Source organism: Lacticaseibacillus sp. 22 (assembly GCF_055413445.1).
In genome coordinates, this window is record NZ_JBVAYD010000002.1 from 15490 (window position 1) to 29581 (window position 14092).

General features: G+C 47.4%; 12 protein-coding genes. 5 read left to right on the forward strand and 7 right to left on the reverse strand.

The window, feature by feature from the left end; all coding sequences use genetic code 11:
- Positions 1-519 precede the first annotated feature (519 nt).
- The gene (locus ACWP87_RS01380) at positions 520-3264 is read left to right on the forward strand and encodes a transglycosylase domain-containing protein (protein WP_014569314.1); all 2745 of its coding nucleotides are present in this window, start codon (positions 520-522) and stop codon (positions 3262-3264) included.
- A gap of 161 nt (positions 3265-3425) precedes the next feature.
- On the opposite strand, the gene ccpA is transcribed toward ACWP87_RS01380, so the two are convergent.
- Positions 3426-4427: a catabolite control protein A gene (gene ccpA, locus ACWP87_RS01385; protein WP_005685547.1), complete on the reverse strand. Its 1002-nt coding sequence runs from the start codon at positions 4425-4427 to the stop codon at positions 3426-3428.
- A gap of 354 nt (positions 4428-4781) precedes the next feature.
- Here ccpA and ACWP87_RS01390 point away from each other — a divergent pair, with 354 nt between their 5' ends.
- Positions 4782-5885, forward strand: coding sequence for a M24 family metallopeptidase (locus ACWP87_RS01390; protein WP_005712651.1), 1104 nt, complete (start codon positions 4782-4784; stop codon positions 5883-5885).
- A gap of 153 nt (positions 5886-6038) precedes the next feature.
- On the opposite strand, the gene ACWP87_RS01395 is transcribed toward ACWP87_RS01390, so the two are convergent.
- The 3 genes from ACWP87_RS01395 to ACWP87_RS01405 form a co-directional block, all read right to left on the reverse strand.
- On the reverse strand, positions 6039-6572 hold the full coding sequence (locus tag ACWP87_RS01395) for a transcription repressor NadR (protein ID WP_005685545.1): 534 nt from the start codon (positions 6570-6572) through the stop codon (positions 6039-6041).
- A gap of 138 nt (positions 6573-6710) precedes the next feature.
- Positions 6711-7211 (reverse strand): YtxH domain-containing protein, encoded by a 501-nt coding sequence (locus ACWP87_RS01400; RefSeq protein WP_005685544.1) that lies wholly within the window; start codon positions 7209-7211, stop codon positions 6711-6713.
- Between the two features lie 14 nt (positions 7212-7225).
- Positions 7226-7654, reverse strand: coding sequence for a DUF948 domain-containing protein (locus ACWP87_RS01405; protein ID WP_005714494.1), 429 nt, complete (start codon positions 7652-7654; stop codon positions 7226-7228).
- Positions 7655-8376: 722 nt separating this feature from the next.
- Here ACWP87_RS01405 and ACWP87_RS01410 point away from each other — a divergent pair.
- Together ACWP87_RS01410 and ACWP87_RS01415 are read left to right on the forward strand one after the other, a co-directional pair.
- On the forward strand, positions 8377-9261 hold the full coding sequence (locus ACWP87_RS01410) for a mechanosensitive ion channel family protein (protein WP_014569312.1): 885 nt from the start codon (positions 8377-8379) through the stop codon (positions 9259-9261).
- Between the two features lie 51 nt (positions 9262-9312).
- Positions 9313-10215, forward strand: coding sequence for a DUF368 domain-containing protein (locus ACWP87_RS01415; RefSeq protein ID WP_014569311.1), 903 nt, complete (start codon positions 9313-9315; stop codon positions 10213-10215).
- Positions 10216-10266: 51 nt separating this feature from the next.
- Here ACWP87_RS01415 and cbpB read toward each other — a convergent pair whose 3' ends face one another.
- A complete protein-coding gene (gene cbpB, locus ACWP87_RS01420) occupies positions 10267-10752 on the reverse strand; it encodes a cyclic-di-AMP-binding protein CbpB (RefSeq protein ID WP_014569310.1) in 486 nt (161 codons plus the stop codon).
- Positions 10753-11038: 286 nt separating this feature from the next.
- Here cbpB and ACWP87_RS01425 point away from each other — a divergent pair, with 286 nt between their 5' ends.
- On the forward strand, positions 11039-11770 hold the full coding sequence (locus ACWP87_RS01425) for an MIP/aquaporin family protein (protein WP_005685537.1): 732 nt from the start codon (positions 11039-11041) through the stop codon (positions 11768-11770).
- Between the two features lie 92 nt (positions 11771-11862).
- Here the strand turns inward: ACWP87_RS01425 and ACWP87_RS01430 are convergent, their stop codons facing one another.
- Together ACWP87_RS01430 and racE are read right to left on the reverse strand one after the other, a co-directional pair.
- Positions 11863-12387 carry a YfcE family phosphodiesterase gene (locus ACWP87_RS01430; RefSeq protein WP_014569309.1) on the reverse strand — a complete coding sequence of 175 codons (525 nt, stop codon included), beginning with the start codon at positions 12385-12387 and terminating at the stop codon, positions 11863-11865.
- Positions 12384-13838, reverse strand: coding sequence for a glutamate racemase (gene racE, locus ACWP87_RS01435; protein WP_005685534.1), 1455 nt, complete (start codon positions 13836-13838; stop codon positions 12384-12386). The genes ACWP87_RS01430 and racE overlap by 4 nt, the downstream gene beginning before the upstream one ends.
- Positions 13839-14092: the final 254 nt, after the last annotated feature.

The window sequence follows — 14092 nt, forward strand, 5'->3', positions numbered from 1 at the left end:
CGGCCTGGGACGTGATGGCCGGGTTTTGGCCATTGCGTTCCAGGTCCTTACACGCAGACTCCTGCGCCGGTGAACGCGTTTCAGACCAGAGCGTGAACCAACCCGCTTAGAAACCGGAGCATAAGTGGCCTTGAGCGCAATGGCCCGGGCTTGGCCATTGCGCTCAAGGTCCTTATGTGCAGGTTTCTGGGCTGGTGAACGCGTTTCAGACCAGAGCGTGAACAGGAGCGCTTAGAAATCGGAGTGTAAGTGGCCTCAGACGTGATGGCCGGGCTTTGTCCATTGCGTCTGAGGTCCTTACACGTAGATTTCTGCGACTGTGAACGCGTTTTAGAGCAGAACGTAAACCGGCGCGCACGCGTAACCCCCCTAAAAAAACCACCACCCCAAGCCTAACGATCCTTACATTCAAACCTCCAAACACCTCACTTGGCACTCCCCATTTACAGCATTAGAATCCGCCCTGTTTTTAAGGTATACTAAGGCGTACTAGACCAAAATTTAAGGTGGGACAAGCACTTGAAAAAGTTCGTCAATCGGGTCAAGACGCTTGGGACTCGATTTTGTCGCTGGTTCACGCAATTCGTGACCCGGCATCCCGATTCCAAAGCAGATACCAATCAACAACTAACAGGTAAAGCTACCGTTGTCTATTATGGCAACGTGACACTTCAAAGCATCAAAACAACTGTTTACTATTTATTAGGCGTTTTAGGCATTGCTGTCGTGTTTGGCCTCGGCTTGTTTGGCGGCTATTTTGTGTCGATTATTGACGCAACGCCAATTCCAACTGAAACTGCTATGAAAGCAACGTTGTCCAATACCAGCCGCACTTCCAGCATGTATTTTGCCCACAACGTCAAGCTTAGCGATGTTAAAAGCGACCTGTACTCAACCAAAGTCAACCTCAATGAGATGTCGCCATGGCTCACCAAGGCGATTATCGCCACTGAAGATGAAGACTTCTATCGCCACAACGGCATCGTTCCTAAGGCGGTTATCCGTGCGTTCTTCTCCGACTTAACCGGTATGGGGAGTCAGACAGGTGGGTCAACTTTAACGCAGCAAGTGGTCAAAATGATGTTTTTAAATTCGGAGACAACCTTTAAACGTAAGGCTGCTGAAATTATGCTGGCCCGGCGTTTGAACAATCACTTCAGTAAAAACACCATTCTGGCAACTTATCTCAATGTTGCTACGCTTGGTCGTAATAACAAAGGCCAAAATATTGCCGGAGTTGAAGCAGCGGCTCAAGGACTGTTTGGGGTTTCGGCTAAGGAAGTTAACTTGCCGGAAGCGGCTTTCATCGCTGGCCTGCCGCAAAGTCCATTTGTCTATACCCCTTACACAGCCGATGGTAAATTGAAAACCAGTCTCAAAGCCGGTATCAATCGCCAACAAACCGTTCTCTTCCGCATGTACCGGGCTGGCGTTATCAGCCATCGTCAATATGTTGCTGCCAAATCATTTGATTTAAAGGGTGCCTTTCTCCAGCCAGAAAAAGCAGACCAGGATGACGATGAGTATGGTTATGTCTATAACATGGTACTAAGTGAAGCCAAATCATTGTTAGCCGAGAAATTAGCAAAAAGCGATGGCCATTCTGCAGCAGAACTCGCAAAAGATAGCGCTTTAAACAATGATTATCTTCGACAGGCAGGCGATCTTTTTGCGTCCAAAAACTATCGCATTAAGAGCACGATTGACAAAGATGTTTATGATCGCATGCAATTTGTCATGCGCGCAACCCGTGATACGTTCGGTCAAACTTATACCAGTAGTCAGATTAATCCGAAAACCGGTGAAACGGAAACCGTTAAATATCCGGTTCAAAACGGATCGGTTGTCCTTGATAATCAAACCGGGGCCGTTCTCGGCTTTGTTGGCGGCGTGACCGGCGAACTCAACCATATTTATACCCTCCGTTCCCCCGGTTCGACGATCAAGCCACTTTTGGTTTATGCCCCTGCGATTGACCAAAAAATTATCGGCTCGCAAACTGCCTTAGCTGATTTCAAAACCAATCTCGGGAACAATTACAGCGTCACTGACTATGGCGGCCAGATTCAAAACCGCTTTATCCCTGCCACTGAAGCACTGGCACAATCCTATAACATTCCTGCTGTTAATCTATATAAACATATCAAGCCATCCGTAAACGTCAAAGCCTACATGGAAAAGATGGGTATCAACACCCTGACCGACAATGACTATAGTCAACTTGGTCTGGCACTTGGGGGTACTGATTACGGGGTCGACGTTAAGGAGCAAGCCAGCGCCTTTTCAACATTCGCCAATCAAGGTGAACATGTTCCCGCCTACGTCATTTCCGAAATTGTCGATCCCTCAGGCCATGCCGTTTATCGTCATCAAGTCAAAAAGACCAAGGTTTTCTCTAAAGGCACCAACTACATTATGAACCAGATGCTCAAAAACGTGGTTGCATCCGGAACTGCGGAAAGCCTGAACTATCAGTTGCGATTTAATACCGATAATCTGATTGGTAAAACCGGGACCAGTAACGATTTTCGCGATATTTGGTTCATCGGCTCAACCCCGGGCATCACGATTGCCAGCTGGATGGGGTACGATAATAGTAATGGCACGAACTATACCCTCACGGAAAATAGCTCGATGACCAACGAAGCATATTGGGCAAAACTGGCCAATGCGGTGTATCATACCATTCCTAAAAAATTCAAAGCGGATAAGAAACTAAGTCGACCGAGCACCGTCAAATCCGTCACCGTTGATAAACAAACCGGTCAGCCGGCTGCAAGTCTTTCGTTTAACGGACACACCTACCGTACTGGCGGCTCAACTGTGACCAGCCTTTATAATGACTGGGAGCCAACTGCCAAGGCCGAGTTTGCAATTGGCGGCAGTAAAGATAATTATCAGCTGTTCTACGATTATCTTGATGGTAAAAGCAATGGTTATGGCCAAGTGTCAGATGCTAACGGCCGCTCCACCGAGGCTAAAAAAGAACATCAGGAAACGCCGATTACGACAGAAACCCCTTCATCAGCAGCAGCTTCTAGCAGTCGCACACCTAGCGTGACCGTACCATCAAGTCAGCAAAACCAACAAGGCACTTCGGAAAATCAACCGAGTGAGCCGCAAACTACCGGTACTGGCGGCAACAATGGCACAACCGGTGGCGGTACAGGCACTGAAGCAGCCACCACCAGTTCTGCACCGACAACAGGCGGTACCACGACTACTCCGCAAACCCCGTCAACTAATACAGGTACCGGCCATTAACTGATTAACTACCGTCTAAGCAATGTGCGGATGGCAGCATTGATCTTTATCATACCAACAAACCAAAAAGCAGATGAACCGCGCCATATATGCGCTGATTCATCTGCTTTTTATCGTCTATGCTTGCTTGGCATGCCGCCAGAATATCGTGTTACTTCTGTCTACTTGGTTGAACCACGCTTCAGAATATCAAAACCTAGCATAACGGTCTTTTCTTCGATTTCTTCTTTATTCATCATCTTGGTGAGCAAGCGCATCGCCACCGCACCAATGTCATACAATGGTTGATCAATGGAGGTCAACTGTGGCCGTGTCATTTCCGTCAGCTTCGTATTGTTACTGGAAATAATTTCGAAGTCTTCTGGAACCTTAACGCCTTTGTCCAGCGCACCATCCAAAATGCCAACCGCCAATTCGTCATCGCCGGCAATGACAGCTGTTGCGCCAACCTTTTGCAACTTACCGAATAAGGCCAACCCAGCCTGATAACTTGGTTCATTTTCAAAAATCAGGCTTTCATCGTAAGCAACACCCGCTTTTTCAAGTGCCTGCTTGTAGCCTTTCAAGCGAAATTGACCATTGATCGGATGTGTCAATGAACCGGTTGCCAAGGCGACGCGCTTATTGCCGCTTTCAATCAACTGTCTGGTCGCCTCTTCAACCGCAGCCACGTAATCAATATTGACGCTGCCTACCTGTTCGTCAGGATCAATTGACCCGGCCAAAACAACCGGTGTTTTGCTGCGTGAAAACTCGGCGCGAATCGCATCTGTCAACTCGTGCCCCATAAAGATCAAACCATCGACTTGTTTCGCCAGTAAGGTGTTCAGAACCGAGACTTCCTTTTGGTTATTCTCATCCGAATTGGCCAGAATGATGTTGTATTTGTACATGGTGGCAACATCGTCAATCCCCCGCGCCAGACTCGAAAAGAACATGTTGGTCACATCGGGAATGATAACGCCGACAGTGGTGGTTTTCTTACTAGCCAAGCCGCGGGCAACTGCATTTGGTCGATAGTCAAGGCGCTCAATGACTTCCAAAACCTTTTTACGCGTAGCCGGCTTAACATTTGGATTGCCGTTAACGACTCGTGACACCGTTGCCATGGACACATTTGCTTCGCGGGCAACATCATAAATTGTAATTGTTTGTTTTTCCACTTTATTTTCTCCTTAGTCGTGAAAATGAAAATTCACGAAACCTCTATTTACATTCCAAAATAACAGAACCAGAACGGCAATGCAAGCGTTTTACTGATTTTTCCATGAAATTTTCACAAATAGGCTTTTCAGAAAGTTTTAGCATTTTCTCCGTGTTATACTGATGGGTAAAGTTGCGTTTATGTTGCTTGCTAAGCCGCCAGCAGCGAGTTTTAAGGAGTAGCCTGAACCAACTGTTTTCAACACACCACAGGACATGATGAATCGTCAAGAAATTGACTTACCCAGTGGCTGTTTAATCAGGTATGTCATTTTGACGTTTACTTTTGCATTTGTCCTTTGAGGAGGAAAATCATGAACGAACATTTAGCAGCATTACAGACTTGGATCGGTGAAGAAGGCCTTGATCTTGCTTACATTAGCGACCCGATCAACATCAACTACTACACCGGATTCTTCCAAGATCCAGAAGAACGGATTACGGCTTTAATTGTCGCTCCAGATCACGATCCCTTCTTGTTTACCCCGCAACTGACCATCGAAGAAGTCAAAAAAGCCGGCTGGGCCTACCCGGTATTCGGTTATCTTGATCACGAGGACCCGTTTGCAAAACTGGCGAGTCATATTAAAGCCGTCAACCCCAATCCGACAAAATGGGCAATCGAAAAAGATAATCTCGCCGTTTTCAAATTTGAAGCGATCATGAAGCAGTTCCCCGACGCTACCTTCCCGATTGATGCTTCTCGTTTTATTGAAAAACAGCGCCTGATCAAAACCGCTTCAGAGATCAAACAGATGGAAGCTGCTGGTGCTCAAGCCGACCGGGCATTTCAGGCAGGATTCAATGCCATTAAAGCCGGAGCAACCGAACAAGAAGTCGCCGCTGAAATCGATTATGCCATGATGAAAGAAGGCGTCATGCACATGAGCTTCGGCACCATTGTCCAAGCTGGTGTCGATGCTGCCAACCCGCATGGCGAACCGATGGGAACAAAACTCGCACCTAACGAATTGGTTTTGTTCGATCTGGGCACCGACAATCATGGGTATATGTCCGATGCGACCCGCACAGTTGCTTTTGGTCAAGTCACTGGTAAGCCACGGGAAATTTTTGACATCTGTCTTGAGGCTAACTTAACCGCGATGGACGCTGTTAAGCCAGGACTTAAAGCATCCGAACTGGACAAAATTGCGCGTGATATCATTACTAAAGCGGGCTATGGCGAGTACTTCAATCATCGGCTCGGCCACGGCATCGGTATGTCGACGCACGAATTCCCGTCCATCATGGAAGGCAATGATATGATCTTGCAGCCCGGCATGTGCTTCTCCATCGAACCCGGTATCTATGTTCCGGGAGTGGCGGGGGTCCGCATTGAAGACTGTGTCCACGTCACGGAAACCGGCTGCGAACCATTTACGCACACATCAAAGGAATTCACGGTCATTAATGGTTAACTTGTGACGTTAATTGTTGCTCTTTTGAAATCGTGGGTTACATGTCAATCTAGTAAAAAAGGTTCTAACAATGACAAGCTCAGTCATTGCTAGAACCTTTTTTAGATTCACTCACCAATTTCTTTCAGCCTAAAAGCTCAGATACTAAACTATTTATCCCTGATCCGCTGCTTCCTCCAGCTGCTCATATAAGATGCCGGCCTGATGAAGCGCCATTTTAATCTTCGCAATGTCGCTTTTCTGCTTGACACTAATGGTGTGCAAATGAATACCGCCCGTTAATTCTGATAAAAGATGGCCATGATACCGCGCGACCCGACTCAAGAACAGTTTCATGTCGGCAACGGTACGAATATTCAATTGCCCGCGTAACTGGCCATACAACGGATGCTCAACCAACACATCTTCAATCCAGCCACCGTTATCAAGAATCAATTGAAGCTCCTGCTCGGTTTGGGCGGGGGTATGCTTACATGGAACCAAAAATTCAAGTGCAGCTGGTTGCGATAACGTATAGCCTCTTGGGGTGGCAATAATGGGTTCGCCTTGTGCCCGTAATAGTGCAATATCCCCGACGATCGTTTGGCGACTGACCGTAAATCGGCGTGCAAAACTCGATGCACTGAGCGGTTCAGCTGCCGTACTCAATGCAGCCTTGATATGCGCCTGACGTTCACTGTTTAACATGTTACTCCCTCAATTTCTAACCAAAATAGCCAATTCGGCTCGCCTTGACCGTTACGATGTGAAAAGCGACAAGCGAAGGGTACTCACACGGAGTTACCTTTCGTTTGCCGCCATCTTTAATCATCAAAAAGCTGATAATTACTTATCTGCTGCTTGAGAATCTGCCGCTGCCGAATCTGCTGGTGCCTCTTTAATCGTGACCGGTTTTGTCGGTTCAGGCACTTCATCGGTGCGGGTTTCACTACCCTCATCATCGTCTTTCGCCTGCGCAAACGCACTTTTACCATCAAGAACGATGTCATCAAAATCTGCTGAAGTATCGGTATCATTAGCCGTGTTCAGCTGATCGCGTAATTGTTCGGTTGCAGCATCATAATTAGCCAAGGCTTGTGACCCGTCAGCATCGTTACCGCGCGTCTTGATCTCATCTACGAAATCCGTTGCACTCTGTTTCCAATCAGCACTTGCTTCTTTGGCGTAATCGAAATAATCAACCGCGCGATCAGCAAGGTTCTCAGACGCATGCTTAACCCGCCGCTTCAACTCATCACTGGTTTGCGGTGTCAATAAATAAGTCGTTGCCAAGGCGCTAGCAGCTCCAAATACAAATCCAAGCAAAAAATGTCCTTTTTTAGCCATTATGTTTCCCCCTGCTATTCATTTTGATGTTTCTTTTTGGTCAACATTGAAAATGCTTTGGCACCCATTCGTGCAGCAACCGTTGCCTTAGCCCCGTTTTTTGCACCATTCGTGACCCGCTGAGTGAGCTGACGCGTTGACTGGTTCAAGTCCGAAACACTTTCGCCAAGTTCACCAATCGCGGTAAAGACCGGATCAATCGCCGCCACCTTGCCATTTACATCTTCAAGAAGGGTATTGCTCTTGGCAAGTAGGCCTTCAACTTCTTTCGTCAAAATGCCAAGCTCCCCGTTGATCGTATCCAACGTCTTATTCGTCTCAGCAACGGTTTCTTTAACTTCTTTGGTTACGCCAGAAACGCGAACAGCAATGATGGCAATCGCCAAAGCAATAATCAAAAAAGCCGTTGCCGCAATAATCCAAGCAATCTCTCCACCTGACATCCAACACCCTCCTATTTCAAACCAGTTGGTTACATTAATCATAACATCGTCACAACACGCGTGCAAAAGATTTAAAAAGCGTGAGCGCGAGCCGGCGCGGTTAGAAGTCGGAGTGTAAGTGGCCTTAAGCGTGATGGCCGGGCTTTGGCCATTGCGCTTAAGGTCCTTACACGCAGACTTCTGCGCCGGGGAGCGCGTTATGGGCGTAAACCAGAATATAAGTGGCCTTGAGACTAAATGGCTGGGCTATGGCCATTTAGTCTCAAGGTCCTTACACGCAGGTTTCTGGGCTGGCGAACGCGTTTCAGAGCGTGAGCGCGAACCGGCGCGGTTAGAAGTCGGAGTGTAAGTGGCCTTAAGCGTGATGGCCCGCACTTGGCCATTGCGCTTAAGGTCCTTACACGCAGACTTCTGCGCCGGGGAGCGCGTTATGGGCGTAAACCAGAATATAAGTGGCCTTGAGCGTGGTGACTGGGTTGTGGTCAATACATCCAAGGTCCTTACATGCAGATTTCCAGATTTTCGATCCCGTAAACGCGTTTCAGATCCTAAGCCGATTTCAGACGTAGCTTTCTGCACTTACAACCACATATTGAAACCATCCGTCCTCACACTTCCTTCACAACCCTACCTAACATTAAAAATTGCCTCACACGCGGCAAATCCCCAGCAAGCTAGCCCTGATTCTGATAAAATGAGGCTAATACAAAGGAGGCCATCACGTGATTCGCATGATCTTCACAACCGCGACCGTGACTGGACAATCCAATGTCTGGTTAAGGTACTTTACGAAAATTAATTGGGACCAGATTGCCGGAACTTTGATTGATAAAGTGCTCTCGTTGCTATTCTTCTCAATTCTGTTTCTTGCGCTCTACCGCTTAGGCCAATTTGCCATCAATCGCACCTTTAAAAGTTACCAACATCGCGCCAAGTTATCAGGAACACGCGTCAAAACTATCCACGCGTTGTCCAAAAATCTTTTTTTCTACTTTGTTCTCTTCTTTTATTTTTACGCGATCCTCTCAACATTAGGCGTTCCTGTGGGCACGTTGCTCGCTGGGGCTGGTGTTGCCGGGTTGGCGATCGGCTTTGGCGCTCAGGGCTTCGTCAATGATGTCGTAACTGGTTTCTTCATTTTGTTAGAAGCCCAGTTTGATGTCGGTGATGTGGTTAAACTAGGAACGATTTCCGGAACCGTCACTAGCCTAGGATTACGCACAACTGTGGTAAAAAGCTACGATGGTACGGTTAACTTTATTCCTAATCGCAACATTACGATTGTCAGCAACCTTTCCCGCAGCAACATGCAGGTACTTATCAAATTGCCGTTAGCCCCAACGACCGATCTTGATTTGGTCCGCCGCACGATTGAACATGTCAATCACAATCTGGTACCGAAATTCTCAACTATTACGGATGGGCCGGATATCCTTGGCCTGACTGAAGAAAAAAACGGAACTTTTACCTATCAGGTTCTGTTCTACGCCGAAAATGGTGAACAAGTCAGCCTCAAACGAACTTTCCTGGCTGCCTACATTGCCGCATTGAAATCTGCCGGCATTCATGTCATTACACCGCCGCTGAATCTGCAAGCAGGTTCATGATCGACCTTATCCGTGTTTGTCTATTAATAAATCCATCTATAAGGAGATGTCATGCTTAATTTTATCAAAGGTGCCATTATCGGCATTGCACTTGTCATTCCCGGACTTTCCGGCAGTATCTTTGCGGTTGTGGTTGGGCTTTATGATCGCCTCTTAAATGCACTTAATCACTTTCGCGCCAATCCGCGCAAAAATTTACGCTTTCTGACCCCGGTTGGCTTAGGCGCAATTGTCGGGATCCTTTTGTCTACTAAGGCGGTTCTGGTTATCACGACTCACTGGCCATTACCGAGTTACGGTTTTTTCATCGGCTTGGTACTGGGGATCGGACCGTTCATTTATCGCAAGCTGGTTCTTAAGCCGTTTTCATGGTGGTATCTTTTGTTGATGCTTGGTGGATTTATTGCGATTTATGGATTAGCCAAGCTTGGCGGCACCCAACCGGAGAACCTGATCGCCATTCAACGACTATCGAGCGTGCGGGATGCCGCAATCATGGGTTTTTCAGGTATCTTTGCCGTATCATTAATGGCGATTCCCGGGATTTCCGGATCGGTCATGCTCATGGTGATTGATCAATATGGCACGGTTTACCATGCTGTCAGTCAGTTAGGTGATGCTGCTCGGGCCTTGGTTGCCGGTAATTGGGCCGGGTTTACGTCCGCGATGGGATCTGTCGCCTTACTGGTACCTTTTATGGTAGGTGCGTTGATCGGGCTCATTGCCATTGCCAAACTAATGGGTTATTTACTAGAACATTTTGAGGTTGAGGTTTATTACGCGGTTTGTGGCATTGTCGCCGCGGCGGTGGTGATCCTGATTGAAACGGGGATTGCGCCTTATTGGCCAACTACAGGTATGCTGGCTGCTGTATTGGCCGTTCTTGTCAGTCTCACGATTGGGGTTTTGGCAACTGTCTTTTTGGATAAACCGGAAAGCGATCGGGATGCCTGATGACAGCAAAAAAACCAGCACGCATTCATTTGCTTTGCTGGTTTTAATCAATTAAGATTCTTTCTCCGTTACCGGTGCGACCGGTTCCAATTGAAACTGTTTGTCGATGTTATGGCCAATGTTATTGATGCCTTTCATCACTTCACGTCGCGTCACAATTCCCGTAAAGTAGCCATCCTGAACGACTGGAATAAACGGATTATCGACCAGCAAATGTAACACAGTCTCCAAATCATATGGGTCGTTAATCGTGGCGACATCCTTTTGCATCACGTCTTTAACCGTCATGGTGTCCAAAGATTGAAAACTGATATGGTCCAGCCCCAGCATCGTGTCGGTAATCATAGGTAGTGAGATGAGTCCTTTGAACTTCGAATCATGATCCAACACGGGAATCTTTGCATATCTAACCTTTGTAAGCACAAGAAAGGCGTGACTCAAGGGATTATTCTCCGAAACCGTTGCCACCATATCCGCAGCGATCATAAAGTGATGCCGATTTTCAACCAGCATGTTGGCAATGACCTGATTTAACATATGACTAGCTCCTTTTTGATATTGCTATTCTAGCTGAAAAAGCGAAATTATGTTGAGCTAAGTAACCTTCTTTAAAGCATCTTAACGCTCATTAAGGTAAGTGCCATCCGCCAAAAGACGGATAAACACCTCATATTATTTTACCATGAGCTGTCTATAACGCGCTCTCCAAGGGAATTTCAATGGACGGTATTTATAAAAATTGATACACTATCTTGAGCAATAATTATACTTGTATAAGCTCTACTGAAACTTTAATGATCTTTGACTAATTTGGAGGAAAAAAATGACATATGATTTAGGAGTGCGGTTAGCCGCTGAATTTATTGGGACCGCCGTTATGGTTCTGTTAGGGAACGGTTCCGTTGCCAACGTTGATTTGAAAGGTACCAAAGGAAATGGCTCCGATTGGCTGTTGATCGCCGTTGGGTATGGTGCCGGGGTGATGATCCCTGCCATGATGTTTGGCGCCATCTCCGGTAACCACATCAACCCCGCCTTTACCCTAGGATTAGCAGCATCAGGCATGTTCCCTTGGTCCGAGGTGCTACCATATATTGCCGTTCAGATGGCAGGAGCAATGGTAGGCCAGCTGCTTGTCGTTGCCGCGTATAAACCGCATTATGATCTCACCACCAATACACAGCATATTCTTGGAACTTTCAGTACGATTAGTGCCACCAAGAGTAAGCTGAATGGTTTTGTTAATGAATTTATCGGTTCTTACATTCTTTTCATTGGCGCTCTAGGTATTACTAAGGCACCTTTCTTCCAGAACAACCTTGGCACTGCACACATGGGTTTAGGATTTCTCGTGGCAACGCTGGTGGCATCTTTGGGTGGCCCAACCGGACCGGCATTAAACCCGGCCCGTGATCTGGGACCGCGTATCTTGCATGCACTGTTGCCACTAAAACACAAAGGCAGCTCCGATTGGGGTTACGCTTGGGTCCCGGTTGTAGCACCCATCGCCGCTGCTATCCTAGCTGTTTTAACGTATAAGCTCTTATTTCTTTAACCTCAAATTAAAGATGACCATATAAAAAACGGTTCCGTAATTGGGACCGTTTTTCTATACTCGCCTATCCCGCTGCCACAATGTTTCCGTAATCAGTGTGATGATTGCAAAAAATCACGGCTTAACGGTGCAACGATACTGCCATCACGCTTCAAGAAATCAACGTGAATCTGATCGGATGTAAAAGTAACCGTGGCATATGTGCCGCCGAGATTGGCGAATTGCCCTCGCGGCTGGCTAATAGAGCCTGGATTCAACACAATCATCCCGGCATGTTCTTCAACACCCAACTGATGGGTGTGACCAAAAATCACAAGCCGTGCGTGGGCTGCTTCCCCCGCTGCCACCAGCTTATCCAGTCCAAAGTTCACCCCGAAACGATGTCCGTGTGTCATAAAAATCGTGGTGTTATCAATAGTTGCTGTGACGGTCATGGGAAAATCCGGATCAAAATCCATATTACCTGCGACTGCACGATAAGTTTTAAAAAGCGGATCGTTTGCAGGTAATTCCGAATCTCCCGCATAAAAATAACCATCTAGATTCGGCTGTTGCTTCAAAATAGCCGCCAAAATATCGCGGTCGCCATGTGCGTCACTCACTGCCAAAATCTTCATACATTTTCCTCCAACCATGCCTGCCAAACCTTCTCCAATGCGCGCATTGCATTACCACGATGACTAATTTCATTCTTTTCATCTGCAGTCAGTTCGGCTAACGTTTTATCTAACGCCGGCACCAGGAAAAAAGGATCGTACCCAAACCCGTCTGTTCCACGGGGGATCGCCGTGATGCGTCCGGATAGATCGCCATGAACCACCAAATCGGCTTCAGGGTGATTGGGCTTGGCTAATACCAGCGTCGTATGAAACGTTGCCGTTCGCGCTTCTTCAGGAACATCGGCCAAAGCAGCCAGCAGTTTGGCGTTATTTGCCGCGTCATTGTGACCGTCACCGGCATAGCGCGCCGAACGGATTCCCGGTTGTCCGTCCAAGGCATCAACCATCAACCCTGAGTCATCGGCAAGCACCGGCAAATTTAAATCCTGTGCATACTGATCAGCTTTTTGGCGGGCATTTGCTTCAAAAGTGGTCCCGGTTTCATCCACCGTGGGCACAGTAGGAAAATCAGCCAAACTTTTAACGGTTACCCCTGCTGGCTCAAACATCGCTTTAAATTCTTTTATCTTGCCGGGGTTCTTGCTGGCAATGACAATGGTTTTATCAGTCGCCTCAGAAGTCGGCTCTACAAAATGCGTTGGTTGTGTATCAATGTCAACATGCTGTGCGTGCATCGGTTTTTTTAGTTCCAACCATGATTCCCCCAATTCGTCAAACATTGATGGTGCGCCGGTCGTATAATACGTATGCGTTGGCACCTCGCTACCATCGTTGGCTAAGTCAAAATAGTCGAGCAACATCGAAACATCATTAACGGTTTCAGCACCAGAATCAATTAACGTGACGTCTTCACCCATCACATTCTGAATAATCGGCCGCAAAATCGGATAATGCGTACAACCTAACACCAGTGTATCAATATCTTGATGTAAAAGCGGCTGCAAGGTGTCCGCTACCACACGCTTGGCAATCGGTGAGTGCGCTTCGTTACTTTCCACCAACGACACAAACTTGGGCGCGGCCAGACTCGTGAGGCGAATGTCGGGTGCTTTGGCTCGTAAAGCTTTAGGATACGCCCCGCTTTTGACGGTACCTTCCGTAGCAATAATACCAATATGGCCGGTCTGGGTAGCCTTTAACGCTGCTCGGCTACCAGGCTTGATCACCCCGATGACCGGGATCTTCAATCTGGCCTTGATTAACGGTAATGCTGCCGCCGTTGCCGTATTGCACGCAATTACCAGCATTTTGATATGCTTGGTGAGTAAAAAGTTGACCATCTGCCAAGTAAATGCCTGAACCTGCTCAGCTGGCCGCGGTCCATATGGCAAGCGTGCCTGATCCCCTAAATAAATGGTGTTTTCGGCTGGTAGCTGATGGAGCGCTTCTTTCACAACCGTTAAGCCGCCGACACCTGAATCAATAAATCCGATTGGTTGCTTGTTCATCATAATTCTCCTTTTGAATCACTTGATGACGGCAAGACCGCCGATTAGTGGTCGCCGTGTCCAGAAAAGCCGCTGCCGGCCCCTTCTTTCACGCCAACCCATCCCGTGGTATTTCCAACATCAACCCTGTCCCTCGAAAAGGAACGCAGCCGTCGATCCCTTATCGTGCTGGCCACCGCTATAAAGCTCCGAGTCTTTATTGTGAGTTTAATCCAAAAAAAATGCAAGCACTCAGAAAAGTATGTTATCAATCC